The organism is Mesorhizobium sp. M0998, from assembly GCF_040318885.1.
Taxonomy (GTDB): Bacteria; Pseudomonadota; Alphaproteobacteria; order Rhizobiales; family Rhizobiaceae; genus Mesorhizobium.
Window position 1 is genome coordinate 1 of the sequence record NZ_JAMYND010000026.1, and the last position, 26,616, is coordinate 26,616.

Sequence of the window (26,616 nt, forward strand, 5' to 3'; positions counted from 1 at the left end):
CCCCCTACCCTCCCCCCAACCACCCCTGGTCCTTCGTGCCGCCTCGCGCGCCGGGGCTTCGCGCGGGTGGTGCGCGGGGCGGCCGGGCGCGGCGGGGGGGGGCGCGGGCGGCCGCGCCCGCGCCCCCCGATCAGCGTCACCAGCGTCACCGTGAAGCCGGCGACGATGCCCGGCAACGCTTCCGGCACCAGCACCTCTCGAATAATCGTCCAGCGGTTGCCGCCCATGGCGCGTGCTGCCTCGATCAGCCCGTGGTCGACCTCGCGCAGCGACACTTCGGCGATCCGGGCATAGTAGGGCGTCGCCGCGATCGACAGCGGCACGATCGCTGCCCAGGTGCCGATCGAGGTGCCGACGATCAGCCGCGTCACCGGGATCAGCGCAACCAGCAGGATGATGAAAGGCACCGAGCGGAAGCCATTGATGACAGCGCCAAGCGCGCGGTTCACCCACAGGTTTTCGGCGATGCCGCCGCGGTCGGTGGCGACCAGCGCCAGGCCGAGCGGCAGCCCGAAAACCAGCGAGACGAGGCCGGAGGCGGCCGTCATCAGGATCGTTTCCCAGATTGAACGGACGAGAAGCTCAAACAGAACCGGCGACATGGCCAAGCACCTCCACCCGCGCTTGGCGGGCTTTCAAGAACGCGATCACCTCTGCCAGGTGAGCTTCATTGGTGCCGGCGACCGCCACGAACAGTGTCCCGACAGGCTGCTGCTGGACGTGATCGATGCCGCCATGCACGAGGCGGAACGAGCCGGGAACTGCCGAGGCAAGATCGGACAAAAGCGGGCTTCGGGCGGCCTCACCGGCCACGTCGATCCTGAGGATCGCCTCCACGCCGGCGTTCTGCGTTAGCCGGCTTGCGATCTCCGCCGGCAATTGCGGCCGGATGCCGCCGAGCAGGCTTTGTGTGATCGCCGATTTCGGGTCGGCAAAGACCGACCACACCGGCCCTTGCTCGACGATCCGCCCAGCGTCGATCACCGCGACCCGGTCGGCGATCGAGCGGATCACCTCCATCTCATGCGTGATCAGCAGGATGGTCAGGCCAAGCTGCCGGTTGATGTCCCTCAGCAAGGCAAGGATGGAGCGCGTCGTCTCCGGGTCGAGCGCCGAGGTCGCTTCGTCGGACAAAAGTAGCGCCGGGCGCGCCGCAAGCGCCCGGGCAATGCCGACACGCTGCTTCTGCCCGCCCGACAGCGACGCCGGATAGGCTTTCGCCTTCTCCGACAGCCCGACGAGCTCGAGCAGCTCGGCGGCGCGCGCCAGGCGTTCGGCCCTGGGCCGGCCTTCGATCTTGAGCGGCAGCGCTACATTGTCTTCGACGGTCTTGGCGGACAGCAGGTTGAAATGCTGGAAGATCATACCGATGCGCCGGCGCAGCGGCTGCAATTCGCGCTCGCCGAGCCGGCTGATGTCGCGGCCTTCGATGTAGACCTGTCCTGAATCCGGCCGCTCCAGGCCGTTCAGGCAGCGTATCAGCGTCGACTTGCCGGCGCCGCTGCGGCCGATGATGCCGAGGATCTCGCCCTGGCGCACGCTGAGCGACACGCCGTCCAGCGCCGCTGTCGCGCCGAAGCGGCGCTTCAGCTCGATGAGGCGCACGACATCGTTCGGTCCCGCGGAGCGGCCGCCGACGGGATGCATGACTTCGATGACCGAGGCGAAATGCTGGTTCATGAAAGTTCCTGTATTGGTGTCCCGCAAACGCGATCGCGGTCCGCGTTGAAGCGCGGACCGCTTTACCATGCCGGGCTTCGGCGCCCAGTCGAGCTCGGCATCAATAGGCGCTGATGCCGGTTCCCTTGTAGACCCGATCGAATTCGGCCTTCACCTTTTCGTTCTGATAGGAGGCGACCAATGTCTTTACCCAGGGCTGGTTTTCATTGCCGGCCTTGACCGCGATGAAATTGCGGTAGGGATTGTCGGCCACCGCCTCCTGGGCGATGCGATTCTGCGGTGTGAGGCCGCTTTTAAGCGCCCAATCCGTGTTGACTACGGCCGCGTCGAGGTCTTCCACCGAGCGCCCGACGATGCCTGCGTCCAGCTCCTTGATGACCAAGTGCTTCGGGTTTTCGGCGATGTCGGTGGTCGTCGCCAGAATGCCGGTGCCTTCCCTGAGCTTGATCAGATGTTCGCTCTGCAGGACGCGCAGTGCGCGGCCCTCATTGGACGGGTCGTTCGGCACGCCAATGACCGCGCCTTCTGGCAGGTCGGCAATCTTCGCGTACTTCTTGGAATAAAGGCCGATCGGCCAGACCCCGGTATAGCCGACCGGGACGATGTGATAGCCCTGCGTCTTGATCTGGTTGTCGAGATAGGGCTTGTGCTGGAAGGCGTTGGCGTCGATTTCGCCACGCTCGAGCGCTTCATTCGGCTGGGTATAGTCGTTGAACACCACGGTCTCGATTGTCAGGCCCCTCTCCGCCGCCTGGGCGGTGACGACGCGCCAGACGTCCTCGTCCTCGCCGCTCATGATACCGACCTTGACCGCCGTCTTGTCCTCGGCGAGCGACGGCGCAGCAAGGCCGACAATCGCAACCGCCGACGCGAAAAGTACAGCCAGACCGGCGCGCCGGCTTATACTTGCGGAGAGAAATGAGAGCAAAGTGTTGGTGTTCCCAGACATGATCTATCCCGTCGGTTCTGAAGTCGTTGCGGCCAGGCGGAGTGCCAAGCCTTGCCGGCATCATCGGGAATGCTGACCGTCGGATCAAAGCACCGTATTTCCCGCGAAATGCGAAGCCAGGAATATTCTCTCAAAGTTTCGGGCCTGGCGAGCACAGGGCGTGCTGGGATCATGTGTTCTAAGCCAATGCTGGTTCAGAAATTGTCCGGACGTCGTCTCCGCTATGAGGCCCGCCGTGCTTCGAAACGGCGGGCCTTTCTGCGTCCGAATGCCCAACACGGGCAGCAGTGTGGGATGTCGACAATGCTAGACGCGCCGCATGTCCCTTCAAAGCGACGCGCTTGCTCACTGGATGACCTTCACGATCCTGCGTGTGCCTGGATCGACCAGGACGGTCTGGTTGTCGACGACGACGTAGCGGTATTTGACGTTGGGGACTTCATGAAGCTCGACGGTATCGGGCAGGGTCGAGCCGACATTGAGCTCCACGCCGGGGAGCTGGACGGACGCCAGAGGCTGCTTTTTCACATACTCGCGTACGATCGTCTCCTGCTGCGGTTCGATGACCACATCCTGGGCGGCAGCGGCGCCGACACCCGCAAGCAGCAAAAACCCAGCCGCGGCTGCGGAAAGATGCATTCTCATGATTGTCTCCTTTCCTCGTGAGCCACCTCTGCGCTGCGCCGCGTCATGCCGTTCGCAGCGGGGTCGCTATAGGCCGGTAACGCTATCGGGTGGAGCTTGTTCCGCCACTCGGATCGCTTGCCGTTTCCTTCCATTAGTTTGGAACAAAGTTTTTTAAACGCAGTTTTGCGGGGTGAAGGGACGCATTTTCCAAGGAGATCTCTCATGAAAGGCGTTCTGATCACCAGCATGTTAGCAATCAGCGTCAGCTGCGGGGCCGCACTTGCCCAGACGCAGCAGTCGACCGACGATCAGTCCGGCGCCAATTGTGCAGCCGGCACTGCCAATTGCCAGAACGGCGCCAAGATGGGCGAGCAGGCTCAGGGCAAGGCCGGCGCCACCACTGATCAACAGGCGCAGGGCAAACCGAAGCTGAAGACCGGCGAGCAGGCTCAGGGCAAGGCTGGCGCTACGACTGAGCAGCAGGCCACGGGCAACACGAAGATGAAGACTGAAGAGCAGGCCCAAGGCAAGGCTGGCGCCACGACTGACCAGCAGGCCACGGGCAACACGAAGATGAAGACCGAGGAGCAAGCCCAGGGCAAGGCTGGAACCACCACCACCGAGCAGGCTCAGGGCAGCTCCAAGATGCAGACCGAAGAGCAGGCTCAGGGTAAGGCTGGGACCACGACCACAAACCAGGCTCAGAGCAATACTTCTACCCAGCAGGACCAGAGTTCGACCGCTTCCATCAGCAATGTGACCGTTGAGCAGAAGACAGAGATCACTCAGGTCATCAAGGAGACGAACGTCCAACCCGTTTCCAACGTCGATTTCGACATCTCCGTCGGTGTCGAGGTCCCGCGAAAGAAGGTCCGGCTGCATCGCCTGCCGGCGCGCATCGTCAAGATCGTTCCGGCTTACGAAGGCTATGAGTATTTCGTGCTCGCCGACGGCCGGATCGTCATCGTCGACCCGAATACCTACAAGATCGTGATTATCCTGACCTAGTCGTGGCCAGACGGTCTACCGTGGGTTGATTCACCAAAAAAGCCCGCCGCCCGAGCTGCGCGGCGGGCTTTTCCGTACCCAGCTCCAGCGTCTGCAAATCGCAAATCAAGGTCCGTCCTCGGGGCGAGGAGTGAGCACGGTATGATCGATGGTGTCGGGCAGGCAGGGACTGGGCAGGCAGCTTGTTCGGACTGACGCGGTGGTCATGGCATCGATATCCGTAACCAGCACCATTCTCGCGTAGTGCCGCGGCCACAGCGGCTCTCCAAACAGGACGAAGACGCCGCCAATCATCAAGGCCAGCAACATGAGTGCCGTAACATTTGCAAATATCTCGCCGTAGCGCATGAAGGCAGCCTGTCCCGTTCGGAAAGCGATTTCAGCCTGTGACAGCGGCGACCAGGACGGCGCCGAAAGCCGGCGCTACTATCCTTGACGCCCCGCGAACGCCGCCTTCCATTGGATCCTCCCCGAACAAGCCGGGTAAATAACGGCACTCTCGGTGCTTTGTTCCCGGCCGTGTGGCCGGACGACAGCCGCGTCACACAGGCCGTGTGTGGGGCGGCCTTTCGTTTGCAAAAGGCACTCTTCGCTCTCATTGATGTGCGGCAGCGAGGTCCTTGACGTGACGTTCGTGCATTTGCAGCACCGGCAGCGTCTTCTTGGCAAACTCCTTCATCGCCGGATCGTCGCCGGAATTCGCGTAAGCGGAAAACAGCGCCACCGCTTCCTTATGCGCCTGGGTCTGCATGTCGATATATTTTGATTGGAAACTGTCCCCGCTGGCCTCCTTGAGTTGGTCGAGCAGCGCTTGGTGCTTGGTGTCCAGCGACGGGCCGGCCGGCGCGGTGGCCGAAGTCGTCTGCCCCTTGCTGAGCGCCGCCTTGAAGTCCTCGCCGGCCTTGGTATGGTCTGTGACCATTTGCGCCGCGAAGGCCTTCACATCGTCAGCCGTCGCCTGCGTCTGCGCAAGTCGGCTCGATTCGATTTCAAATGTATTGGCGATGGGCACGGTCTTGACGAATGTCGCGGTGTCAACCTTGCTCATGGTGTCGGTCGTCAGCGGCGTCAGCGTCGCCGATTGGGCAAAAACAGCCAAAGGCGCGCCGGCCATCATCGCTGCCGCAGTGATGGATAGAAGCGTTTTCATGGGGGTTCTCCGAGGCTGATGTCATCCCTCCGATGGCTCAACGCGGAAGCTGCGACGAGGTTGCCTGGTCGCAGTGGCCACAGCCGCCGCGAGCCAAACAAATGATTTAAATAAAACACGCCGGCTGGGTCCTGCAAAGTGCAACGCAACCCGTAGGACCGTACGGAATCGTACAAGCTCTTTCGCTTTGCCGCAGTCTTGCTATCGTCTGCCGGGACAGATGGGTGGAGGCTTCCGTGGGGCAGATCAAGTCGCCGCTTGGAATCGGTATTGATACCGACAAAGCCGTTCATATCGTCATGGCCGACTACAATTCGGGCGACATTCTCTCGACCACTGTCGTCATAGCCGATTTGCGCAAACGCTTTCCCTGGTTCCGGCAAACCGACGAGGAACTGGTTGGCTTCATCGTTCGGGCGCTGGACGGTCGGGAGATCGCGGTCAGCTTCGACCACCGCTGCCGTTAGACGGCCGATTTTCATCACCAATGAGGCCGCGGAGCGTACGCTCCGCAGCCTCATCACAGACTATGATAAACCGGGCGCTTACTTGCCGCAGTGGTTGTCGTTCACCGTCGGCGCCATCGTGCCCGGAGACTTGCCGGTCGCGTCGGGCAGAGCCCCCTGCGGGCCTGGTGGGCAATTCCGGTCGGCATTCGAATTCGTCGTTGAGAAATCGCGAATGCTGTTGGTGATGGTCGAATCCGTGCCGGTGTCAGGGCCGCCATTATCCGGGACTACTATCGTCCGCCCGCTGCCGTCGGCAGCGGCTCCGGAGGGATCGCCGACGTTCTGGGCCATCGCTGACGTGGCCAGACCGATCGTAAGCGCCGAAGCTGCGAGAATTTTCGTGAGCATGATGCTTCTCCTTTTTACGAGGGTCGTCGCGTTGCGACTACGAAAACAACCGTTCGGGCGGGCGAAGGTTCCGACAAATTCCCCATGAATTTCAGCATGTTCTTGGGTGTTCAAGGCGGCCGCCATGCCATTCTCCGCGGGCATGCATCTGTGGACTTTTCTGACGGCCCGGCCCGGCATTCTGCTCGCCGCATGAGCGTACGCCTTACCGTCCCGCCGGAACAGGAATGCTCCTTGTGAGTTCATACCTTTGTACAATGCGACGCGCTGATGCGAATGGCGGCAGCGCAAACAAGGAGAGCAGACATCATGGGCCTTGGAACCATTCTCATCATCATCTTGGTCCTTGCCTTGCTTGGCGGCTTCAGCGGCTTGGGCGGCGGACCGTTCTATGGCACCGGCTATTACGGTGGTGGCGGCCTCGGCTTGGTGCTGCTTATCGTCATTATCCTGGTCCTGCTTGGGCGCATTTGATGCATGTCGTGCAAAAGTGTGCAGCGGTTTTGTGATAACGACATGCATAAAACAGGAAGTAAGCGCGTCGCATGAGGCCGGCCAAACGCGACACGCGTTAGTGTCACGCTCGCGACAAAAACGCCTGCCGCTTGGTAATTAGCGCCGGGCGTTTTTGTCGTGAAAAGACTAGATTTCCAAGATCCTTGGCAAACCGGGACCCTGGCTAGAAAGGGCGACTCGGTGCCGAACCTTTCGGCGCCGAGGACGCCACCATAGCAGCAGCTTATTGTTGGCGATCGGCGGCCAGCGCTTCTTTCAGATCGGCGTTGAGCACACCCTCGTTGAACAGCGACATGATACGGGCTGCCAACCGCTCGCGGACAGGACTGTCGTCCGCAACACCCAACTCGCGGCAGCAGTCGTCGAGCGCTTTTCTCAGCACGCTCAGTTCGGCTGGAGTTGCTGCACCTTGCATCGGCATGCCATCCTCCCTTGAAAAGGGCGAAAGCGCGAAGCGTCTTTCAAGCGTCCACTCGCCGTGCCTGTGTGGACGACTCCAATTCAATTAGCGCCGCTCTCGTCCAAACTCAATGTACGGAAATTACCAAGCAGACAGTTTGGGAACGACTGCCTTGCACCTGCATTGTTGCTGCGATCCAACCCACCCCTCATTTGGATCACTGGGCGTAGCCCACGACGCCCGAATGGAGCCCGTTGCATCCCTCGCGACGGGCTCTTTTCGAGCCCGGCGATCTCAATTGTCGTTTTCGTACCAAACCGACTTTGGTACGTTTCCAACTCTAACTTTCAGTCGGATGTTTTCGTAGGCAAGCGGCAGGAGAAACTGCCGTGCATCGATTCATTTTTTTATTTAGTAGGCTCCATACCTTTCAGTGCTTATATAAGCGTTATCGTCCGCAGGTTATACCGGGCGCGGACGGCTGGGAGATAAAAAGGCTCTTGCCCTGTTTTGGGCCCAGCTATGTCTGATCCAGCAAATTCCAATAAAAATCCGTACAAAAACAAGCTGTTGCGCCGAATGAGCGCCGGCGATTTCGCATCTCTCGAGCCGCACATCGAGCGCTGTTCGCTGGAGTTACGGCAATCGCTCGAAGTGTCCGGATCGCCGATCGAGGCCATTTATTTCCTCGAGGACGGCATCGGTTCGGTGGTTGCGAAAATGCCGAACGGCAGCGATGCGGAAGTTGGCCTTGTCGGCTTGGAAGGTATGACCGGCTCGGCCCTGATAATGGGCGACGACCGTACGGTCCATGATTGCTATGTGCAGCTGGCGGGAGAAGCCGCCAGGATCGACGCCGAGCCGTTCAAGGCGGCGCTGACGCAAAGCCCGACGCTGCGGCTGTTCTTGCTGCGCTACGTGCAATATCTGCATGTCCAGACTGGCTATACCGCGCTGGTCAACGCGCGATCGAAACTTGAAGACCGGCTGGCGCGCTGGCTTCTCATGTGTGACGATCGGGTGGACGGCGGCCGGCTGACGATCACGCACGAATTCCTGTCGATCATGCTTGGCGTAAGGCGCCCGGGTGTAACGGTCGCGCTGCAGCTGCTCGAGGGGCGAGGGCTCATCCGGTCCCGCCGCGGCGAAATTATCATCCGCGATCGCGATGGTCTCGTCGCACTGGCGGATGGCGGCTACGGCTTGGCCGAGGCCGAATATACCCGCCTGGTCGAGCATATCGGCGAGCGCTGACGGCGCTTTCCTGGCCGATTGCTGCCGCAGGTCGAAGGCCCCTGCGACACCACACGGCGGGTCGGAAAAATTTTCAAAGCTGCCGGACCGTCAGGGAACTTGTTTCCCGTCGGAGGGTTATCGGACGCCTCCACTTTGCGAGGCGGCACCAACCATTCGGGAGAGGATCATGGCGACTACGAAAAAGGCCGCGAAGGCGGCAAGCAAGGGCCTTGAGGATCTGTTCCTCGACGGGCTCAAAGACCTCTACTACGCCGAAAAGAAGATACTGAAAGCGCTGCCAAAAATGGCCAAGGGCGCGGAGTCGGAAGAAGTGACCGCCGCTTTCGAGAAACACCGCATGGAAACCGAAGGACATGTCGACCGCCTCGAGGAGGTGTTCGACAAATTCGGCAAGCCGGCCCGCGGCAAAACCTGTCCGGCGATTGACGGCATCATCGAAGAGGGCTCGGAAATGCTCGAGGAGTATAATGGTGCTCCTGCACTCGACGCCGGACTTGTCGGCGCAGCGCAGTCTGTCGAACATTACGAGATCGCTCGCTACGGCACTTTGATCGCGTGGGCGGAAGAACTTGGCAAGAGCGACGTTGTCGAGCTGCTCAGGGCAACTCTCAAGGAAGAGGTCGCGACCGACGAAGCGCTTTCCAAGCTCGGCGAAAGCGGCGTCAATGAGCGCGCCATGCAGGAAGCTGCCTGATTTCAAAACCACAACCGAGCCTTGGTTGCCAAGGCTCGGTTGGCCGCGGCGAACCGGTGAAATTCTGCATTGGTCCGTCATGAACGGGCAGCAAGCGCCTTGAAGCGGTGCCTCGGATCGGACTTACTCGATCTGCTCGAACGTGCATTGCCGCGGCTCCTTGTCCGGCCGCCAGCGCAACAGCTTGGTTCCGTGCCGGAACCGGTCGCCTGTCACATGGTCGAACCGAACCTCGACCACCAGTTCAGGCTTTATCGGTTCCCATTGTCCGCTCCGCTCCGTGCTCCAGCGGCTTGGTCCGCCCGGCGCCTTGCCGGTGAAACCTGGTTTGGCCCGCAGTTTTTCCAGCCGTCTGGTCAGCGCCGCCCTGTCGTCCTTGCCGATGGTCGAGGTGAATCCGACATGATCCAGCCTGCCTTCGTTATTGTAGAGGCCGAGCAGCAGAGATCCGACTTCGTTGCTGCCGGCGAGATAGCGAAAGCCGCCGACCACGCAATCCGCAGTGCGCAGCCGCTTGACCTTGACCATGGCGCGCTCGCCGGGCCGGTATGGCCCGGCGATCAGTTTTGCAACAACACCGTCGGTCGAGCCGTGGCCGGCGCCCTGCAGCCAGCGCTCGGCGGTGGCGGCGTCGTGCGTATATTTGGACAGGTGCAGTTGGGGCCGTGCCGCCGACGCGACAAAGGCCCCAATCGCCTGCCTCCTGGTGGTGAGAGGCTCTTCGATGATGATCCTGCCACCGGGCTCGGCCAGCATATCGAACAGGATCAGCATGGCGGGCGTCTCGAGGCTCAACTTGCGGATCCTGCTTTCGGCGGGATGAAGGCGCATTTGCAGGGCCTCGAACGAGGACGATCCGTCGATGACAATCTCGCCGTCGGCAACAAACCGTCGCGAGCTCACATCGCGCAGCACCGCGACCAGTTCGGGAAAATAGCGGCCAAGCGGCTTGCCCGATTTTGCACGCAGATCGACGGCATCGTCGCCCTTGAACACGAGGCAGCGAAACCCGTCCCATTTCGGCTCGTATTGCCAAAGCCCGTCGCCGCCAGGGATTGCATCGGCGGCTTTGGCTTCCATCGGACGAAGGTCGAGCGGCAACGGAAATGCGGTCATGGCTGGTCCGCGCCGCCGCTACGGCATTCGCTACCGCCGTCGGCCATTCCTCTGTGCCCCGCTCTGCCGCCTCGGCGCCTTGCGGCCGGTTTGCTCGGGCGAAGGCGACAGCGGATCAACCTCGTCGGTCCCGCCGATCTCCTTGGTGATGCGATAGGCCAGATAAGCGACGGCTCCGGCAAGCAGCAAGCGGACCATGACTGCAAATCCTTCGTTGGCGTGAACCCACCAACCCGCAGGCCGAAGGTTTTGTTCCGCCGCTGCCCATCGCCGGGGTGAATCGTCGGCGGCGCAACCAAAATCCAAGCGCATCGTTTGTTGCTTATCGACGAAAAGAATTTGCGATGAAGACGCTCTTGCCCTTGTTCGCTTTGACCTTGGCGCTATTCCTGGCCAGCAGCGCTTGGCCTGACGGGTGAACGGGATGCTCCTCGTTGTTCCGGTCTGGCAGGACATCGCGGCACGACTGCTTCTGACCGCGCTCGCCGGCCTGTTGATAGGCCTCAACCGCGAGGCGCGCGGGCACGCGGCGGGGCTACGCACCACCGTGCTGGTCGGATTGGCCGCCGCCATCACAATGATCCAGGCCAGTATTCTGCTCGAGACCGTTGGCAAGCACCCGGATTCGTTTGCAACGATGGACGTCTTGCGCTTTCCGCTGGGCGTGTTGACCGGCGTCGGCTTTATCGGCGGTGGCGCCATTCTTCGCCGCGGCAATCTTGTCAGCGGCGTCACCACGGCGGCCACGTTGTGGGTGATGACGGCGATCGGATTGGCTTTCGGTGGTGGCCAATACGGCTTGGGCGCGGCCGGCACGGCGCTGACGCTGGCCACCTTGCTGGTCCTGAAATGGGTGGACCTTCGAATGTCGCGCGAACACCATGCCCAGTTGGCACTGACCTGGAAGGCCGCGGCTCGACAGGAGCTCGATGAGCTCATCGGGCCGCTTGGCTACCGGGCACGCCTCGTCGCGATAGAGAGGCGCCCGGATCTCAAAGACCCTGTTTTCTCGTTCGAGATCAGTTGGAGGCGGCCGGACACTGGGGCACCGCCAATGGATCTGCTGGAATCGGTGGGCGAGCATTGCGAGATCCAGAAGTTTGATCTCCTCAGCGAACCTGCCCGCTAGCTGGCGGCTTGCAACGATCGCGGCCTGAATCGGGCCATAGCTTCTCCACACCCCTTTCGATACCTATCTGTCGAGGCAGGACTCAAGGAGCAAGCAAAAGACCGTGGCACAGCGATCGGGAAGTGCTGATCTCCCACTTCACGGCGGGCGCGTACCGAAATGGCTCGGCGACCGCATGACGCGGCTTGGCGCGGTCATGTGCGAGGCGATCATCCACCATTACGGCCGCGATGAATTGCTGCGCCGGCTGGCGCATCCGTTCTGGTTCCAGTCTTTTGGCGCCGTGATGGGGATGGACTGGCATTCCTCCGGCATCACCACCAGCGTCGTCGGAGCGTTGAAGCGCGGTCTGTCGCCGCTCTCCGGCGAGCTCGGCATCCACGTTTGCGGCGGCCGCGGCGCGCATTCGCGCAAGACCCCGCACGAGCTTGCCCTGATCGGCGAGCGTGTCGGCCTCGACGGGCAAGGCCTCGCGACTGCCAGCCGGCTTGTCGCCAAGGTGGACAGCGCCGCGGTCCAGGACGGTTTCGATCTCTATCTGCACGGCTTTATCGTCACCGACGACGGCAACTGGGTGGTGGTGCAGCAGGGCATGAACGGCGACAGCAAGGTGGCGCGCCGCTATCACTGGCTGTCCGAAGGCCTGAAGAGCTTTGTCGACCAGCCGCATGCTGCCATCGAGGGCGCCAATCAGGGCGAGATCGTCAACCTGACCGACCGCCGCGCCGAAGCGTCGCGCCAGGGACAACTGGACCTTCTGCACGGCCTTGGACCGGATCGCATCGTGAGGGAGCTTGCCGCTTTGGAGCGGGGTTCGGCGCCAGCGCCGGAGCCGGCACAAAAGCTGCTGCCGCATCTGGTGATGCCGGCGCACCACGATGTGCGCGAAAGCGATGTCGTCATGCGCCGCCTGCACGGCAACATCGCCGCGGCGGCCGAGCGCGGCCCGACAGATTTCGCCGGGCTTCTCCTCGTGCCCAATGTCGGCGCGCGCACGGTGCGGGCGCTGGCGCTCGTCGCCGAAGTCGTGCATGGCGCGCCGTGCCGTTTTTCCGATCCAGGCCGTTTCTCGCTGGCGCATGGCGGTAAGGACAGGCACCCGTTCCCCGTGCCGCTGAAGGTCTATGACGAGACGATCGGCGTGCTGAAGTCGGCTGTCCAGAAGGCCAGGCTCGGCCGTGACGAAGAGATCGGCGCGTTGCGGCGGCTGGACGACCAGTCGAGGCAGGTCGAGCGCTATGTCACCGGCCCAAGCCTGAAGGAAATAGTCGCCGGGGAGTTCGAGCAATCGCATCTGCTCGGCGGCCGCAGCGTCTTCGGTTGGGAGGTCGTACCCGAAACGGCCGCAGTCAAATCAACGAAATGATCGGCTCGGATCAAGCCTCCAAGTCGATCAGGGCGACGCCGAGTTCGGGACGGTGCCTGCGGCGCAGATGGCCAGGCGTCTCCACCAATGTGACCTCGAGCGTCGGCCGCACGATGCCGTCCAGCAGATGACCGCCCCTCGTGGTGCCGTCACTCAATCCAAGGACTGCGTGGACGTGCAAGCTGGGCCTGCCGTCGTCGCCGATGGCAACATCGCCGATCGCGCTCAGCACTTCACACTGTTCCCGGACGGGGATTTTCCGGTAGGTCCTTTCTCCAGGGTCGAACCAGCCGACGGTTGCACTTTCGAAAGCGCCGAGCGCGGTCAGCGAAGCGCCGCCGACGCCACGGTCGACCGCAAATGACGTCAGCTGCGCAAACGCCTCTTCGCCGGGATCAAGCACAACGACGAACGTTCTCTGTCCGGCGCTTTCGGCGACAAGCTGTGATTTCATGATCTTGCTCCAGCCGTGAGGAATTCAAATCCACCAAACCAGCAATGCCAGCAAGACGAGACCCACCAGGCCGCCGATGAAAATGATCCGGCGCGCCCGCGTCCGCAGGATGATCTCGCCCTGCCGCGCCTGCTCCGCCGAAAAGACAGGACCATTCTTGTCCAGGTCGCTGCTCATCCATCGTCTCCTTCCGGGGCATTATTCGGCATTGAATGGATCTGGCGCCCGATAGAACACAATCTCGTTTGGCGGATGAGGTTCCACGGCGGGGCGCCGTTGCAGCTATTCCTTTGGCGCGGTGGCGGGCGCGGTATAGCGGCGGCGCACTGCGTCCAGGATGTGGTTGCGGCTCTCCTGCGCCGAAAGTGTGCCGTCTTTCTCCGCTTCGGCGGTTTCGCGCGCCAGTTCCTTGTCCCTGATCTGGTGGCGAAACCATTCGGAATAGTCGCCGGCGCGCAGATGATGTTCCCAGGTCCTGTCGTCGATGCCCTCGGCGATCTGGGCGAAAATCATCAGATTATGGGCGCGGAGGTTCATCGCATTGTCGGGGCCGCGGAAATAGAAGCTGCCCTTCTCGTCCAGCTGGCCCTCGGCATATTTGCGGCTGTGGCGCTTGAGCGACTGCCGCGGTTCGATCGGCTCGACCATGGCAGGTTTCTTGCACGCCTGCGGCCGCCAGAACAGCACGCGCTCGTCTTTTGGAGAGTTCAGGTCCTTGTCCTTTGGCGGTTCGGTGCCGGTCTCGTGACAGAACGTCTTGATGACCTTTTTCGCCTTGGGGCCGAGTGCGATGACGGCGGTGACCAGCCGCAATGCCTCGGTTGAGATCGCGTCCGGATGAACCGTGATCAGGATCGTGCCCGGCAATTCCATGGCCAGCACCATTGGCGTGTCGTCGCGCCGCTTCGGCAAGAGGTGATGCGCCTCGTCGATGATCAGCCAGTGTGGTCGTGCCGTGCGGAAGCGAACACCGCCAAGGCCCGGCAGCAGGTCGGCAAAGAAGTCCGGCCGCTCGTTAACGCGCAGCGCCAGGCCATTGACGACCAGATTGTTGTCCGGCTTCCCCAGGAGATCGAGCAGTTGCGTCTTCGTCGGCGCGTTCGAGCCGTCGCCCAGCCGGACGGCGCCTTCGAGGCCATCGTAGTCGCCTTCGGGATCGAAGATGCAGAACTGGAACTTTCTCTCGACGAAGCTCTCCGTCAGTGCGGTCGCCAGGGTCGATTTGCCGATGCCGGAGCTGCCGGCGATCAGCACCGTATCGGTTGGCGACAGATACACCTCCTTGCCATTCTCCGAGCCAAGCACAATGCCGTCGCGGCTCGGCACAAGCTCGCGATCGCGCTCCACCACCTTGGCGATCAGTTCCTCGACGCCTTTTCCGCGCGCGCCGCGTGTCACGAGATCCGCCGTATCCTTGACTGCCGGCAGTGCGTTGTCGACGGCCACGCTGAAGCCGCAGGCGCGCAGGAAGGCGTGGTCGTTTTCGGCGTCGCCGACACCGACGACGTTGTGCGGCGACAGTCTGAGGTCCTGAAGCGCAGCTGTCAGCCCGGTCGCCTTGTTGATGCCGCTGGGCAGGATCATCACCGCGCCCTTGTTGAAGATGATTTCCAGCTCCAGCCCCAATTTCTTGATGACCTCGAGCGCGGTAGCCTGATGCGGTTCCCAGGTTGCGACGATCGAGCGTCCGACCGAAAGCGGTTTGACACCGCGTTTCCTGAGTTTGGCGATGAACTCCGGGGCGGGCGGCGGAGATATCGTCCGCTCCTCCTCGCTGGCCGGCGTGTAGATCAGCGCGCCGTTTTCGGCGACCACCTTGTCGAAAATCGCGACTTCGGGAAAGACGCGCTTGAGGTCGGGCAGCTCGCGCCCGGTGACGAGAATGAGTTTGCGGCCGCTCTTCTTGAACCGTTCAAGCGCCGCAAGCGTCTTCTCGGCAACGACCCCTTCATGCGCCAGCGTGCCGTCATAATCAGTGGCCAGGGCAATGAAATACATGCCGTCAATAGCCGCCCACGATCGGCAATATTTCGCCGGTGATGTAGCTCGAGCAGTGCGGCGAAGCGAGGAACACGTAGGCCGGCGCGATCTCCTCCGGCTGGGCCGGCCGTTTCATCGGCGTATCGGCGCCAAATTTCGAAACGTCGCCGGCTTCCTTGTCCGAGGGGTTGAGCGGCGTCCAAACCGGGCCTGGCGCCACGGCGTTGACCCTTATGCCCTTCTCGACAAGGTTGCCTGAGAGCGCGCGGGTGAAGGCATGAATGCCGCCCTTGGTCATGGAGTAATCGACCAGTTGCTTCGAGCCCTCGATGCCGGTCACTGAACCGGTATTGATGATCGCCGAACCGGGTTTCATGTGCGGCACGGCCTCCTGCGCCATGTGGAAATAGCCGTAGAGGTTGGTCTTCAGCGTCGTGTCGAAATGCTCCTCGGTCAGCTCGCTGAAATCGCTGGAGTGGATCTGGAAAGCGGCGTTGTTGACCAGCACGTCGATCCGCCCAAACTCCTGCACGATCTCAGCCACCGCGTTGTGGCAGTGGTTGCGTTCGCTGACGTCCGCCTTGATCAGGATGCAGCGCCGGCCTTCCGCTTCGACGGCCCTTTTGGTATCTTTGGCGTCCCTATCCTCCGAGAGATAGACGATCGCCACATCGGCGCCTTCACGCGCATAGAGCACGGCCACCGCACGGCCGATGCCTGAATCGCCGCCGGTAATGACGGCCACTTTGCCGTCGAGCTTTTTCGATCCGATATAGTACGGCGCATCGTAAAGCGGCGCCGGCTCGATCGCCCATTCATGCCCCGGCTTCGGCTGGTGCTGCTCGGGGAAGGGCGGCTCGGGATATTTGCGGGCGCCGGCCTGCATGGCGCCTTTTTGCTTGCCATTGGATTTGGACTTGTCCTTCTCGTCGATACGGCGCTGGATGTGCCGTTGCTTGGCGGCCTCGCCGGCGATTTCCGATTTCATCTGCATGGTCATCTCCCTGGCTTGAAACCCAACAACGCATGTCCGGCGAAAAGGTTTATGCGACCACGTCATTCCTTGAGCCCGGCGACACGCTCCAGCAGCGGCCGTTGCAGCAGCGGCAGATGGCCGACGACGCTGAAGGCCGCGTTCCTGACGCCTTGCATGATGCCGTTGTCCGATTGGGCCAGCGACAGGATGCGCTCGCTGAGCGTGATCCACCGTTGCCCTACCGGGTGGCGTTCGCTTGTGTAGCCGGCAAGCGTGCCGTCGACGAAACGCCTGGCGAATGACGCGGCGTCCTCGATGCCGAGATTCATGCCGCGCGCGCCCAGCGGCGAATGCACATGCGCGGCATCGCCTCCCAGGAAGGCGCATGCGGTTTGATAGCGCGGCGCCTGTCGTACCGGAATATGGAAGCGGTCGGTCCGCAACAACCGCGTGATCCGGTAATTGCCGGGGATGCGCGCCAGCGCATCCTCGGTGTTGGAGACCGCGCGATAGCGCTTCTCGCCGATCGGGATGATGAAACCGACGTCACCGTCCCTGTGGAGAAACGCGTGGGCGGCCATCGGCTCATAGGGCCAATCGTCGATGTCGGCGTCGGCAATGCTCCATTGCCGCCGATGCGTGTAGCCATCGAAGCCGATGCCCATGGCATCACGCACCGTGCTTTGCGCACCGTCGGCTCCGAAGACAAGGTCGAAACTTGCCTCGTCAGGGCCGTCGGGCGCCTCGATCCGCACCTCGGCCCGGTCTTTGTGCTCGGCCATGCCGACAAATGTGCTTCGCCATTCGACGTCGACGCCAAATCCCTTGAGCGTATCGGTCATCAGCGATTCGGTATCGCGCTGCGGCAGCGACAGCAGGAAATTATGGCGGTGCGGCAGGATCGAGAAATCGATCTCGCCGAGCGCTCGTCCTTCGAAGTAGAAACGGGCTCGGCGAATTTTCAATCCTTCGGCGAGCAATCGGGCAGCGACTTTGGACGGTTCAAGGATGTCGAGGCTGTGCGAACTGATGCCGACCGCCTTGGCGAGCGGCGTAGGGCCTTCCTTGCGGTCGATGATGCGAGGTGCAATGCCGCGCCTTGCCAGTTCGACTGCCGCCGTCAGCCCGGTCGGGCCGGCGCCGACGATCAGGATGGAAGCGTCCCGCGAAGCCGTCATCGTCGGGCGTCAGCTTTTTGGCAGTGCGTAGGCAATGATGGCGTCGCCGATCCTGGTCTCCATGAAATGGTGGCTGCCGGGTGCGAGGGTCGCCAGCCAGATCAGGACATAAAGCCATACACCGGCGGCATTGCCGGCAAGCAGCAGGCTGCCGGCGGCCAGCAGGGCGATCCCGGCGGGCAGGTAATACCAGGATCCGCCCAGCGCAATCAACCAGGCACCGCCCCCTCCGATCAGCAGGCCGAGGATCGTCAGCAGCGCGCCGACGAACATCGTCCACCAGAAGGCAATGCCGGACCGGCGAATGGGATGGGGTGGGGGATGGTCATGATCATGATGCTTATCCGGGTGAAACAGAACGTGACCTCATCCGAACGTATGGAGGGTTCGATGGTTTCCGGTCAGCCCGACCTGATGGGCCAGGGCGGGGTAACCATTCTGTGATCTCCGCTGCTCCAGCCGGAACTTACCCACGCAGCCGCAGTTAGGGTTTTAGGGGGTGAATACGGTTTGCTGGATGCGAAATCGGCGAGGGAATGCCGCAGGTCTTTTCGAGGAGCGCCAACGGCATTTCACGCTTCGCTCTGTGGGGCGCGTGTTTCATGGCGATCTTTGCGGCTCTCGGTGGCACCGCCATCCTGCGTTCGGACTTCGTCACCGGCGTTGGCCGGCCGTTGGCGCAACCAGTGCCGTTCAGCCACAGGCACCATGTCGGCGAGCTTGGCGTCGATTGCCGTTATTGCCATAGCGGCGTCGAGACTTCGTCATCGGCGGGTCTGCCGGCGACCGAGGTGTGCATGACCTGCCATTCGCAGCTTTTCACCAACGCGAACATGCTGGCTCCGGTACGGGCAAGCCTTGCCTCCGGGCAGCCATTGCAGTGGCAGCGGGTGAACAGTGTCCCTGACTTCGTCTATTTCAATCATTCGATCCATATCGCTAAAGGCGTCGCCTGCGAGACGTGCCATGGCGAGGTCGACGACATGATCGGACAATAGGCCGAAGCGGCGCACCTCGTGATGCCTTGCCTGCGCTCGGACCGGCCTCACACGGCCCGCTTTTGCCCGGCCGCCAGCGTAGAAATCTTTTGGCCGTGGCCGTTGAGTTGCCGGGCCTCGTCCTCGGCTGCGTCTTCAAGCTTGGCGACGAGCAGGTCCTTGAGGTCGCCGACCTCTTCCTCGATGTCTTCGATGGGTACGCCGGCATCGGCAGCCTCTTCCTTGCATTCCCTGGCGAGGATTTCCGCCTCCCTTTCAAGCTTGATCGGAGGCGGCGGCACATGAACGTTTTCGTGGATCCAGTCCTGCAAGAATTCTATCGCACTATCACTCATGGCGCTCACCTATAGCGGCAACCTGTAGTGCACATTAACGTACGTGCTGCAAAATGGATGCTTGGCAACGCCGGATTTCGAATAGCGATACTTGACGATAGCGTGATCGCCCTAAGGGCTCGAGCTTCTGCAGCCAAATGGGATTATCGGCGTCGCGGAAATGCGGCTAGCCAGACAGTTGGAGCGGGATCATTCTGCCCTTAGGACGTGTTGCGCCGCCGCGCCGGTGCTGCTCGATTAGGATCGCCTGACGGCCGAACATCGTCATCCGCAGCAGCCGGTCGTGCCGGCCACTCGGCGGCGCGGTCGGCGCGCATTTTGCGTTTATGCGCCATCCAGAACGGCAAGAGCTCAGCAAGAAAACTGTATATCGTGGTCTTCATCGGCATGCTCCGGACACGGGTTACAACTCGTGATCCCCGAGTTCCGTTCCGACAAAGAGTTGCGTTCCGACAAATCCGTCGCTTCTACAACTGCGATTCGATCGGCAGGCACCCAACCAGCGCTGCAACGATGCGCCGATAGAGACTGGCCTCCGGTTCACGCGAATATTGCCGCATCTCGCCATCCGCCATGCCGAGCCACCGCAAGGCGCCTTTGTCCAGGACCAGCTGATAGCTCGTCTGCGGTGACTTTTCGTGCTCGAACAGCCGGCGCAACTCCATCACCAGATTGGTATCATGGAAAAGCACGCCCATTTCCGCATTCAACGACACCGAACGCGGATCGAAATTGAAGGAGCCGACAAACCCGAGCGTATCGTCGACCGTGAAGGCCTTGGTGTGGAGGCTGGCTCCCTTTGAACCGAAAACGGAGATGTTGGCCTGGCGGTCGAAGGGCTGCAATTCGAAAAGCTGGATACCTTTTTTAAGCAGCTTGCGGCGGCATTTGGCATAGGCGCCGTGCACGGCGGCGACGTCCGTCGCGGCGAGCGAGTTGGTCAGGATTGCAACCTCGGCGCCACGATCCACCAGCTTCGACAGGATGGCCAACCCGGTGCGGCTGGGGATGAAATAGGGCGAGACAATTTCGAGGCGCTGCCTGGTCGCCGCGATAGCGGGAAGCAGCTCTTTGGTCAGCCAGTTCCTGCGCCGCTTGCCGCGCACCTTTTCCGGCGGATCGGAAATGACGCGAACGTCTTTGGTCCAGCAGACGTCGCTGTGCGCTGCAACGAACTCCGTGATCGTGCGCCAGGCACTGAGGCTGTTCAAAAGCTGGCCGTCTGCTGTCGCATCGAGATTGTCGAGGAAATCGGCGCGCGAGACCACCGCAGCCGGGTTGAGCAGCTGGATCGGCTTTGCCGCCTCGCAATTCCAGAACGCCTCGAATATCTGCATCGTCTGCCCTACGGCAGGACCGAGAAGCAACAGGTCGAGATCGCGAAAATTCGTCTCCGCAGCGTCGAAATAGGCATCGCCGATATTTCTTCCGCCGACGATGGCCAAGCCCTCATCGGCGATCCAGGCCTTGTTGTGCATGCGGCGGGTCATCGCAAACAGCCGGGCGACCATCTCCAGCGTGCGAAAGATGCTGCCGTTCCTCATGCCGCTGGGGTTGAACAGCCTCAGCTCGATGTTCTTGTAGCTGTTGAGCGCCAGGTAAGCAGCGTCGCTGTTGCGCGGATTGATATCGTCCAGCAGCATGCGGACGCGGACACCGCGCTCCGCCGCCTTGACGACCTCCTGCATCAGCAGCCGGCCGCTATGGGCGTCGTGCCAGAGATAGTACATCAGGTCGAGGCTGCTTGTGGCACTGCGCGCAGCAAGGATTCGCGCGGCAAACGCGTCATAATTGTCGGCGATCAGCAGCAGCCCGCTATTGCCGGCAGCGATCTTGTCCCGGGCAAACCGCGAGATGGCTGTATCCATGAAGTGCACCGATAAACATCAGCGAAGCAAACCGTCTGAAATCTGACTAACAACCCTTCAGGTTCATTCTGGTTGCAGCCGCGGCTGCCGTATCGCGTCCAGGTTCAGCCGGGCCTTGATCGGCAGATGATCGGAAGCCCGCTGCGCCAGCGGCGTCTTGTGCACCTCGATGCTGGAAATCAGGTGCGGCGGCCTGGCCAGGATGCGGTCGAGCGCAAACAGCGGAAAGCGCGACGGAAAGCTCGGCAGAACCGCATCGATCGGACCGAAATGCGGCAGCAGGGCCAGCAGCGAAGACCTGTTGCGGACGCGCCATTCGTTGAGGTCGCCGAGCAGGATTGTTGGCCGCAGAACCGGGTGCGTGGCTTCGACCAGCGCGTTGGCCTGCTGCGAGCGCGACCGCCGCAGCAAGCCGAAATGTGCGGCTATGATCCGGAGGGAGACGCCCTTCAGTTCCAGGTCCGCGATAACCGCACCGCGCGGCTCGAGGCCGGGCAGCCGGATCTGGTTCACGCTTTCGACCACGCCGCGGCGTGCCAGGATCAGATTTCCGTGCCAGCCATGGCTGCGGCGGTTTTCCGGGACATGGGTGGGGACGAGGTCGCTGTCCCGCTCGAGCGCTGCGAGATCCAGCAAACCCTGCCTGCTTCCGGTTCTTTCGTCGGCCTCCTGCAAAGCAATGATGTCGGCGTCGAGTTCCTTAACCACGGCCGCGACCCGCTCCGGATCGAACCTGCCGTCGGTGCCGACGCATTTGTGCACGTTGTAGGATGCGACCGTGGTGCACGAAATTTCATTGCCGGGTGCCGTAAACCGCGGCACTTCCCTTCGCAGCGCAGCGCCAAGCGACCTTGGAAGGGTAGGCGATCGATCCAGCATGTTATCCATTTGCTGTTGAGTCGGTGAGTGGCGGCCATTGCGATTATGGCGCGTGCGGAGGTCTGAAACAACGACGACCTTGCAGAACCGTTCCACCATCCGGGCTCGGCGCGCCGGCGGTCTGGAACCCTGACGGGCAACAACACGTTTCGGAAAGGCAGCGCAGTCAACGGAGAAGTCGAATGCAGTCCTTAGCCGCAGATTCCGCCCCCCGCCCAGGCCCGCTCAGGATTGTCCCGTTCGATGGAACCGTGACCGTCCGGTTCTCCGATGCCATTATTGCGTCGAGCGAGCGGGCAAAGGTGCTCTATGAAGACGGCCATGATCCTGTTTTCTACATACCCTTCGAGGACATCTATTTCGACCTTCTGGAGAAGACGAACACGACGAGCCACAGCCCGCTGAAGGGCACGGCAAGCTATTGGCGGGTTCATGCGGTCGGTTCGTCGGCAGAAGACTTCATGTGGGCCTACGAGACGCCCGACACCCCGGCATTGGCGATCGCCCGCCACGGTGCGTTCGATCCCGGCAGGGCGCGGATCGAGGCCGATCCCGCGGAAGACAAGCGGCACACACCGCACGTCACCGAGTAGACCCACATCGGCGACAGCCGCCAGCGGTCCGTCAGCTCGCGAACTCTTCTCTGAGGATGCGCAGGCCGTCTTCGTATTTCGCCGTCGAGGCCCCGATCTGCCGTGCCTGCCATAGATTGTCGGCAAGATCGGCGCGCTTGACAGGCAACGCCAGCGGGTTGGCCGCAGCCCTGCGAACGAACGCGGCATCGTCCTCGTTCGGCAGCCGCGTCATGGCGTCGACGGCAGACACGATGGACGGCCCGAACCCGGCCGCCTCAAGCCGGTCGCGGTTCCAGCCGTCGCCTTTTTCGATGACGTCGTGAAGATAGGCGATAGCTTTCTGGTCGAGCGTTTCGACGGCATCGACGAGCCGGCGGCAATGTTCGATATATGGCCGCCCTGTCTTGTCCGCCTGCCCGGCATGAGCCTGTTCGGCGATTTTCGCTGCGCGATAAAGCACGCTCATTGGGTCGACCCCGTAACGAACAGAGCATGTCCTGGCGCACCAACGCGCCATCGTCGGTGCGAGTTCCTACGCGCCGCGGCACCCTGCTGCCTCACTTGCGAGCGGCGGGCGCGAGGCGTCAGGACACGCGTTCAAAACTGTCGAGGCTGGTTCCAAAGGCGCGCCAGGCGGGCAGTTTCCTGGCTCGGGCCGGGGCACCTTCCTTTTCCGCCGACAAAGCGGCATCCGCAACGGTGTGCCACAGCATCTCCAGCTTCCCATCCCTGAGAATGCCGGTATAGCTCACCGCTGCGGCTCCGACCCGCCCTTCGGCCGCGCAAGTGAAGCCGATGACATCTCCATGGCAGGCTCCGAACAGCGGCACGGTCATGCCGAAAAAGGCGCTGTCCTCCAGCGCCGTCCTGAAGGTTCCGCTGATCCGTCCGCCCTCTTCGCTGGTCAGTTCGACCACCGACCCGTACTGGTTTTGCCAGATGCCCAGCCAACTCATCGCTGCTCCTCCTGATTGCCTCCATGGGGATTGTGCTGCCACACGGCCGCCAAGCCGCGGCCGGTGTAGCTGCCTTCAATCAGCCGCGATGCCAGCCGTCGACATCTGCACGAAGCGTAGCGGCGCTTCCAGCGTCCAGCTGATGCCGTGCCTGGCGAATTCCAGGCGGCCGGTGCCGCTGAGCGCCTGCGGCGTGACGCGTTTGAGCACAACCGTTCCGAACCCGCGTCGCGTGTTTTCATCCACCAATGGCCCGTCCAGTTCCCGCCAGACAAAGCGGAAGCCATCGCTGCCGTCGGCGGCTGGCGTCACGGTCCATTCGACCTCGACCCGTCCGTCATGGTGCGACAGCGCTCCGTGCTTTACCGAATTCGTGGCCAGCTCGTGAAAGGCAATGCCGAGATATTGCACCGCGTTCGGCTGCAGCATGATCATCGGCCCGCTCATCGACAGACGGGCCTGTGTCGCGAAGGCCTTGGTCTGGGCATGGATCAGTTCGCCGATAGTCGCCCCACGCCATTCGGCATCGACCAGCAGATCGTGCGATTCCGATAGCGCCATGATGCGTTCCCGGACCTGTGAAAGGAAAGCCTCTGGCGTCCCCGCCAGCTTGCTGGTCTCGCGGATCATCGAGACGATCACCGAATATTGGTTTTTGACGCGGTGGTTCACTTCGCGCATGAGTGTGCGGATGCGCCGTTCGCTCTCCTTGTGCGGGCTGATGTCGCGCGCGATCTTGGAGGCGCCGATGATACGCCCAATGCCGTCGCGTATCGGCGAGATGGTGAGCGAAACCGGTACCAGGGTGCCATCCTTGCGCTGCCGGATAGTCTCGTATGAAGGAATCCGTTCGCCGGCGCGAATGCGGCTGATGATCATGGCTTCCTCATCCAGGTGGTCGGGCGGGATGAGGATCGTCACCGGGCGCCCGATCGCCTCGGCGGGCGTGTAGCCGAACAGGCGTTGTGCCGCGTCGTTCCAACTGGTGATAATGCCGTTCAGGTCTTTCGACACGATCGCGTCCATCGAGGATTCGACGATGGCAGCGAGCCTCATGCCGGCGTCGTCAGCCAGCGCCTGGGTGCGCAGGTCGAGCAGGGTGTTGATAGCGCCGACGACCTCACCGCGCACATTGCGAAGCAGGACCGGGTGCGCGCTGAACGGGATGAACTGGCCGTCCGGCCGCTCGGCGATCGCCCGGCCCCCACGAACGTCCCGCTCCTCCAGCAAGGCAACGGCCATCGGACATTCGTCATGCGCCATCGGTCGCCCATCAAGGTGGCGAAGCTTCCATGAACCGCACCAGAGGTCCTGGCCAAGCATCGGACGATGTCCCCAGAGATCGGCAGCGGCTTCGTTGAAGAAGGTGATGTAGCCCTGTCTGTCGGTGGTGTAGACAGCCACAGGCAACGCCTGCATCAGATCGGCGGAAGAAACTTGCGGGATTCCGCCAGTCCTTAGTTCAACGACGTCCACCAGTCCCCCGCTCCGCTTGGATTGCCGACGGATTGCTACGTCATCTAAATGCGCGCGAGTGTTTTCGGTTCCGTTCGATCTGCTTTCGGACATTCAGGCCGATTTGCGTTTCGCCGCCGCCCTCGGACTTTTGTTCGGAGCCTTGCCGCCCTCCTGCGCCAGGCTCTTGCGCAGAACATCGGCGAGATTGACGACGTTCGTCCTCGGCTCGGGTGCCGGCTTGGGCGGTTTCTTGCCCTTGCGCTTGGCGTCGATCATCGCAACCAGCGCCTGTTCATAAGTGTCTTCGAACTTCGACGGGTCGAATTTGGCCGGCTTCTTGTCGATCAGCAGTTGCGCGATTTCCAGCATCTCGGGATCGACCTTGCGAGCCTTCAGCCCTTCGAACACCGCGTCCGCCGCGACCACTTCATTGTGGTTGCGTAGTTCCGTCATTACCATGCCCTTGCCAAGCGGCTGGATCAGCACCTCTCGGCCACGCTGGTACAGCACGACGCAGGAGCGGGCTGCCACTTTCTTCCTGGCCATGGCGTCCCGGATCACCGCGAAAGCCTCCGTGGAGGGCGCGTCGGCCGGAACCAGATAATAGGGTTTTTCGAGGTAGCGTGCGTCGATTTCGGCGGCGGGCACGAACTCGCCGATCTCGAGCGTATGCTGCGATACCATCTTCAGTTTCTTGATTTCGTCCGGCTCTATATGGATGAACTCGCCCTTTTCGACCTCATAGCCTTTTACCTGCTCCGCCGCCTCGACCGTGTCGCCGGTCTCCTCGTCGATATAAGCGCTCTTGACCGGGAGACCGTCCTTGCGGTTCAGGATCCTGAAATGCACTTTCTCGGCCTCGCTGACGGCGCCGATGATCTTGACGCCACAGGAAACCGATCCGACTTTCATAAAGCCCTTCCAGGCAGCTCGCGGCGTCGCCATGTCGATCACTCATTTGTCGAACGGACGGAACGGCTGCGAGCCGAAATCGTTCCGCCATGGCAGGCTGTTCCATATGCCGGCCCGGACGTTCGTTTCAGTTTCGTCAGGGGAATAGCGGGATGGCCCAACGCAGCGCAGGATTGCTCATCTTTCGCCGAAGGGAAGGACATCTCCAGGTCTTGCTGGTGCATCCGGGCGGACCATTCTGGGCGAAGAAGGACGACGGCGCATGGTCGATCCCGAAGGGCTTGGTCGACGAGAACGAGGACGACCTGGCGGCAGCAAAACGCGAGGCCGAAGAGGAGCTAGGCGTCGCCATCGATGGCGTTTTCGAACACCTTGGCAGCTACAGGCAGCCGGGCGGCAAGCTCGTCATCGCATGGTGCGTCGAGGCGGATTTCGACAGCGACGCCATCAACAGCAACACCTTCGTCATGGAATGGCCGCCAAGGTCCGGCTCGATGAAGGAATTTGCCGAAGTCGACAGAGCGGGCTGGTTCTCCCTGCCTGAAGCCAACCTCAAGATCCTGAAAGGCCAGCGCGCCATGCTGGCGGAGTTTGCCGGTCGGCATGGCGACGGATGAATTTGTTTCAGCCCAGTTCTTAAGGGCAGTGCTCGGGCTTGCTCCCGCTCTGCTTTAAGCGCGTTGCGGCCGCAGCGTGCGCAACGTGATCGAATAGCGGTGCTCGGCAACCGGCGGAATGCTGTGCTCCCATTCGTTGCGCGCAGCACCCGTCATCAGATAGGCCGATCTTGGATCGACGGTGACCGTCTTGCGGTCCCATCGCGTGCCGTTTTTCCGGCGCAGGCGGAAGCTGCAGGCGGCCAGCAGCGAAACGCCGGCGACCGCCTCGAAATGAGGCTTGTCGCGGTGCCAGCCGATACCGGCGCCCGGCCGGTACTCGTTGATCAGCACCTGCACGAAGGTTTCGGCGGGCAAGCGGGCAAAGGCTGCAACCTTTTCCCTGAGCGGCAGCAGAAAGCCGGGTATTGGCGGCGCCTCGACGACTTCGCCCCGGTCGTAATCATAACGCTGCCCAAAACCGACCACCCGCCGGTTTGCCAGATGGCCATAGAAGTCGAAGGGCTGAAAAGGCAGGGTTGCGAGCTGGCCCGCCAACGCTGCCTCCTCGTCCGGCGTGATCAGTTCGGGCTGGTAGCGGAATCCTTCCGGCAGGTCGTCGGCGGCGGCAAAGAGATCGCCCTGGCGGGCTGCAGCCGATGTCTTGAGCGGTGGCATCAACCGTATTTGGTGAAGCCGGCC

At 62.1% G+C, this 26,616-nt stretch carries 34 protein-coding genes and 1 pseudogene; 10 read left to right on the forward strand and 25 right to left on the reverse strand.

Annotated elements, in window-relative coordinates:
* The 4 genes from NKH59_RS22510 to NKH59_RS22525 form a co-directional block, all read right to left on the reverse strand.
* Nucleotides 1–602: methionine ABC transporter permease (locus NKH59_RS22510; protein WP_353023104.1), on the reverse strand; the 602-nt coding region annotated here is incomplete at its 3' end.
* Nucleotides 583–1,647, reverse strand: a complete 1,065-nt coding sequence (locus tag NKH59_RS22515) for a methionine ABC transporter ATP-binding protein (RefSeq protein ID WP_352540028.1) — start codon at nucleotides 1,645–1,647, stop codon at nucleotides 583–585. The genes NKH59_RS22515 and NKH59_RS22510, both read right to left, overlap by 20 nt.
* Nucleotides 1,648–1,780: 133 nt before the next feature.
* Nucleotides 1,781–2,629: a MetQ/NlpA family lipoprotein gene (locus NKH59_RS22520; RefSeq protein ID WP_353023105.1), complete on the reverse strand. Its 849-nt coding sequence runs from the start codon at nucleotides 2,627–2,629 to the stop codon at nucleotides 1,781–1,783.
* A gap of 345 nt (nucleotides 2,630–2,974) precedes the next feature.
* Entirely contained in the window at nucleotides 2,975–3,274 is a 300-nt protein-coding gene (locus NKH59_RS22525) for a DUF1236 domain-containing protein (protein ID WP_352614254.1), read from the reverse strand.
* 204 nt (nucleotides 3,275–3,478) lie between these two features.
* Here NKH59_RS22525 and NKH59_RS22530 point away from each other — a divergent pair, with 204 nt between their 5' ends.
* Entirely contained in the window at nucleotides 3,479–4,264 is a 786-nt protein-coding gene (locus NKH59_RS22530; protein ID WP_352814090.1) for a DUF1236 domain-containing protein, read from the forward strand.
* Between the two features lie 105 nt (nucleotides 4,265–4,369).
* On the opposite strand, the gene NKH59_RS22535 is transcribed toward NKH59_RS22530, so the two are convergent.
* Complete coding sequence (locus NKH59_RS22535) at nucleotides 4,370–4,612, reverse strand: polymerase (protein ID WP_352473088.1); 243 nt, start codon at nucleotides 4,610–4,612, stop codon at nucleotides 4,370–4,372.
* Between the two features lie 247 nt (nucleotides 4,613–4,859).
* Nucleotides 4,860–5,414, reverse strand: coding sequence for a DUF4142 domain-containing protein (locus NKH59_RS22540; protein WP_352473087.1), 555 nt, complete (start codon nucleotides 5,412–5,414; stop codon nucleotides 4,860–4,862).
* Nucleotides 5,415–5,650: 236 nt separating this feature from the next.
* Here NKH59_RS22540 and NKH59_RS22545 point away from each other — a divergent pair, with 236 nt between their 5' ends.
* The gene (locus NKH59_RS22545) at nucleotides 5,651–5,881 is read left to right on the forward strand and encodes a hypothetical protein (protein ID WP_352473085.1); all 231 of its coding nucleotides are present in this window, start codon (nucleotides 5,651–5,653) and stop codon (nucleotides 5,879–5,881) included.
* A gap of 78 nt (nucleotides 5,882–5,959) precedes the next feature.
* On the opposite strand, the gene NKH59_RS22550 is transcribed toward NKH59_RS22545, so the two are convergent.
* Nucleotides 5,960–6,397 carry a hypothetical protein gene (locus NKH59_RS22550; RefSeq protein ID WP_352539853.1) on the reverse strand — a complete coding sequence of 146 codons (438 nt, stop codon included), beginning with the start codon at nucleotides 6,395–6,397 and terminating at the stop codon, nucleotides 5,960–5,962.
* Nucleotides 6,398–6,580: 183 nt separating this feature from the next.
* On the opposite strand from NKH59_RS22550, the gene NKH59_RS22555 reads away from it, so the two are divergent.
* Nucleotides 6,581–6,745 carry a DUF3309 family protein gene (locus NKH59_RS22555; RefSeq protein ID WP_023677107.1) on the forward strand — a complete coding sequence of 55 codons (165 nt, stop codon included), beginning with the start codon at nucleotides 6,581–6,583 and terminating at the stop codon, nucleotides 6,743–6,745.
* A 265-nt stretch (nucleotides 6,746–7,010) separates the two neighbouring features.
* On the opposite strand, the gene NKH59_RS22560 is transcribed toward NKH59_RS22555, so the two are convergent.
* Nucleotides 7,011–7,208: a hypothetical protein gene (locus NKH59_RS22560; RefSeq protein WP_352449586.1), complete on the reverse strand. Its 198-nt coding sequence runs from the start codon at nucleotides 7,206–7,208 to the stop codon at nucleotides 7,011–7,013.
* 501 nt (nucleotides 7,209–7,709) lie between these two features.
* Here NKH59_RS22560 and NKH59_RS22565 point away from each other — a divergent pair.
* Together NKH59_RS22565 and NKH59_RS22570 are read left to right on the forward strand one after the other, a co-directional pair.
* Nucleotides 7,710–8,441 (forward strand): Crp/Fnr family transcriptional regulator, encoded by a 732-nt coding sequence (locus NKH59_RS22565; protein ID WP_352473082.1) that lies wholly within the window; start codon nucleotides 7,710–7,712, stop codon nucleotides 8,439–8,441.
* A 169-nt stretch (nucleotides 8,442–8,610) separates the two neighbouring features.
* Entirely contained in the window at nucleotides 8,611–9,138 is a 528-nt protein-coding gene (locus NKH59_RS22570) for a YciE/YciF ferroxidase family protein (RefSeq protein ID WP_353023107.1), read from the forward strand.
* Nucleotides 9,139–9,261: 123 nt separating this feature from the next.
* Here the strand turns inward: NKH59_RS22570 and NKH59_RS22575 are convergent, their stop codons facing one another.
* Both NKH59_RS22575 and NKH59_RS22580 read right to left on the reverse strand, forming a co-directional pair.
* The gene (locus NKH59_RS22575; protein ID WP_352971544.1) at nucleotides 9,262–10,254 is read right to left on the reverse strand and encodes an ATP-dependent DNA ligase; all 993 of its coding nucleotides are present in this window, start codon (nucleotides 10,252–10,254) and stop codon (nucleotides 9,262–9,264) included.
* 30 nt (nucleotides 10,255–10,284) lie between these two features.
* Nucleotides 10,285–10,452, reverse strand: a complete 168-nt coding sequence (locus NKH59_RS22580) for a hypothetical protein (RefSeq protein WP_352614260.1) — start codon at nucleotides 10,450–10,452, stop codon at nucleotides 10,285–10,287.
* 226 nt (nucleotides 10,453–10,678) lie between these two features.
* Between NKH59_RS22580 and NKH59_RS22585 the strand changes: the two genes are divergently transcribed.
* Together NKH59_RS22585 and NKH59_RS22590 are read left to right on the forward strand one after the other, a co-directional pair.
* Nucleotides 10,679–11,383 carry an MgtC/SapB family protein gene (locus NKH59_RS22585; protein ID WP_353023109.1) on the forward strand — a complete coding sequence of 235 codons (705 nt, stop codon included), beginning with the start codon at nucleotides 10,679–10,681 and terminating at the stop codon, nucleotides 11,381–11,383.
* A gap of 103 nt (nucleotides 11,384–11,486) precedes the next feature.
* Nucleotides 11,487–12,749 (forward strand): DUF763 domain-containing protein, encoded by a 1,263-nt coding sequence (locus NKH59_RS22590; RefSeq protein ID WP_352769225.1) that lies wholly within the window; start codon nucleotides 11,487–11,489, stop codon nucleotides 12,747–12,749.
* 10 nt (nucleotides 12,750–12,759) lie between these two features.
* Here NKH59_RS22590 and NKH59_RS22595 read toward each other — a convergent pair whose 3' ends face one another.
* From NKH59_RS22595 to NKH59_RS22620, 6 genes are all read right to left on the reverse strand, one after another.
* Nucleotides 12,760–13,203: a PPC domain-containing DNA-binding protein gene (locus NKH59_RS22595; RefSeq protein WP_023677099.1), complete on the reverse strand. Its 444-nt coding sequence runs from the start codon at nucleotides 13,201–13,203 to the stop codon at nucleotides 12,760–12,762.
* A 24-nt stretch (nucleotides 13,204–13,227) separates the two neighbouring features.
* A complete protein-coding gene (locus tag NKH59_RS22600; protein WP_353023111.1) occupies nucleotides 13,228–13,380 on the reverse strand; it encodes a peptide ABC transporter permease in 153 nt (50 codons plus the stop codon).
* Between the two features lie 105 nt (nucleotides 13,381–13,485).
* On the reverse strand, nucleotides 13,486–15,201 hold the full coding sequence (locus NKH59_RS22605; RefSeq protein ID WP_353023113.1) for an HAD family hydrolase: 1,716 nt from the start codon (nucleotides 15,199–15,201) through the stop codon (nucleotides 13,486–13,488).
* A gap of 4 nt (nucleotides 15,202–15,205) precedes the next feature.
* Nucleotides 15,206–16,177 carry an SDR family oxidoreductase gene (locus NKH59_RS22610; RefSeq protein WP_352834828.1) on the reverse strand — a complete coding sequence of 324 codons (972 nt, stop codon included), beginning with the start codon at nucleotides 16,175–16,177 and terminating at the stop codon, nucleotides 15,206–15,208.
* Between the two features lie 62 nt (nucleotides 16,178–16,239).
* The gene (locus tag NKH59_RS22615) at nucleotides 16,240–17,337 is read right to left on the reverse strand and encodes an FAD-dependent oxidoreductase (protein WP_353015210.1); all 1,098 of its coding nucleotides are present in this window, start codon (nucleotides 17,335–17,337) and stop codon (nucleotides 16,240–16,242) included.
* Nucleotides 17,338–17,346: 9 nt separating this feature from the next.
* Complete coding sequence (locus tag NKH59_RS22620; RefSeq protein WP_353023115.1) at nucleotides 17,347–17,610, reverse strand: hypothetical protein; 264 nt, start codon at nucleotides 17,608–17,610, stop codon at nucleotides 17,347–17,349.
* Between the two features lie 263 nt (nucleotides 17,611–17,873).
* On the opposite strand from NKH59_RS22620, the pseudogene NKH59_RS22625 reads away from it, so the two are divergent.
* A pseudogene (locus NKH59_RS22625) lies at nucleotides 17,874–18,323 on the forward strand (cytochrome c3 family protein); the annotation flags it as partial.
* A 59-nt stretch (nucleotides 18,324–18,382) separates the two neighbouring features.
* Here NKH59_RS22625 and NKH59_RS22630 read toward each other — a convergent pair.
* The 4 genes from NKH59_RS22630 to NKH59_RS22645 all read right to left on the reverse strand — a co-directional run bounded on the left by NKH59_RS22630 (nucleotide 18,383) and on the right by NKH59_RS22645 (nucleotide 21,417).
* The gene (locus NKH59_RS22630; protein WP_352449563.1) at nucleotides 18,383–18,670 is read right to left on the reverse strand and encodes a hypothetical protein; all 288 of its coding nucleotides are present in this window, start codon (nucleotides 18,668–18,670) and stop codon (nucleotides 18,383–18,385) included.
* Nucleotides 18,671–18,870: 200 nt separating this feature from the next.
* Nucleotides 18,871–19,053, reverse strand: coding sequence for a hypothetical protein (locus tag NKH59_RS22635; RefSeq protein WP_352473069.1), 183 nt, complete (start codon nucleotides 19,051–19,053; stop codon nucleotides 18,871–18,873).
* Between the two features lie 84 nt (nucleotides 19,054–19,137).
* Nucleotides 19,138–20,538: a phospholipase D family protein gene (locus NKH59_RS22640; RefSeq protein ID WP_353023117.1), complete on the reverse strand. Its 1,401-nt coding sequence runs from the start codon at nucleotides 20,536–20,538 to the stop codon at nucleotides 19,138–19,140.
* Between the two features lie 63 nt (nucleotides 20,539–20,601).
* Nucleotides 20,602–21,417, reverse strand: coding sequence for an endonuclease/exonuclease/phosphatase family protein (locus NKH59_RS22645; protein WP_302893445.1), 816 nt, complete (start codon nucleotides 21,415–21,417; stop codon nucleotides 20,602–20,604).
* A 182-nt stretch (nucleotides 21,418–21,599) separates the two neighbouring features.
* Here NKH59_RS22645 and NKH59_RS22650 point away from each other — a divergent pair, with 182 nt between their 5' ends.
* Nucleotides 21,600–22,010: a DUF427 domain-containing protein gene (locus tag NKH59_RS22650; RefSeq protein ID WP_352814075.1), complete on the forward strand. Its 411-nt coding sequence runs from the start codon at nucleotides 21,600–21,602 to the stop codon at nucleotides 22,008–22,010.
* A gap of 31 nt (nucleotides 22,011–22,041) precedes the next feature.
* Here NKH59_RS22650 and NKH59_RS22655 read toward each other — a convergent pair whose 3' ends face one another.
* From NKH59_RS22655 to ku, 4 genes are all read right to left on the reverse strand, one after another.
* Nucleotides 22,042–22,458, reverse strand: coding sequence for an HD domain-containing protein (locus NKH59_RS22655; RefSeq protein ID WP_352539867.1), 417 nt, complete (start codon nucleotides 22,456–22,458; stop codon nucleotides 22,042–22,044).
* A 118-nt stretch (nucleotides 22,459–22,576) separates the two neighbouring features.
* Nucleotides 22,577–22,948: an avidin/streptavidin family protein gene (locus tag NKH59_RS22660; protein ID WP_352539868.1), complete on the reverse strand. Its 372-nt coding sequence runs from the start codon at nucleotides 22,946–22,948 to the stop codon at nucleotides 22,577–22,579.
* A gap of 75 nt (nucleotides 22,949–23,023) precedes the next feature.
* Entirely contained in the window at nucleotides 23,024–24,367 is a 1,344-nt protein-coding gene (locus NKH59_RS22665) for a PAS domain-containing HWE histidine kinase family protein (RefSeq protein ID WP_353023180.1), read from the reverse strand.
* 150 nt (nucleotides 24,368–24,517) lie between these two features.
* The gene (ku, locus tag NKH59_RS22670) at nucleotides 24,518–25,351 is read right to left on the reverse strand and encodes a non-homologous end joining protein Ku (protein WP_352539869.1); all 834 of its coding nucleotides are present in this window, start codon (nucleotides 25,349–25,351) and stop codon (nucleotides 24,518–24,520) included.
* A gap of 119 nt (nucleotides 25,352–25,470) precedes the next feature.
* Between ku and NKH59_RS22675 the strand changes: the two genes are divergently transcribed.
* Nucleotides 25,471–25,935: an NUDIX hydrolase gene (locus NKH59_RS22675; RefSeq protein WP_352501155.1), complete on the forward strand. Its 465-nt coding sequence runs from the start codon at nucleotides 25,471–25,473 to the stop codon at nucleotides 25,933–25,935.
* A 54-nt stretch (nucleotides 25,936–25,989) separates the two neighbouring features.
* Here the strand turns inward: NKH59_RS22675 and NKH59_RS22680 are convergent, their stop codons facing one another.
* Nucleotides 25,990–26,592, reverse strand: a complete 603-nt coding sequence (locus NKH59_RS22680) for an alpha-ketoglutarate-dependent dioxygenase AlkB (RefSeq protein WP_353023119.1) — start codon at nucleotides 26,590–26,592, stop codon at nucleotides 25,990–25,992.
* Nucleotides 26,593–26,616: the final 24 nt, after the last annotated feature.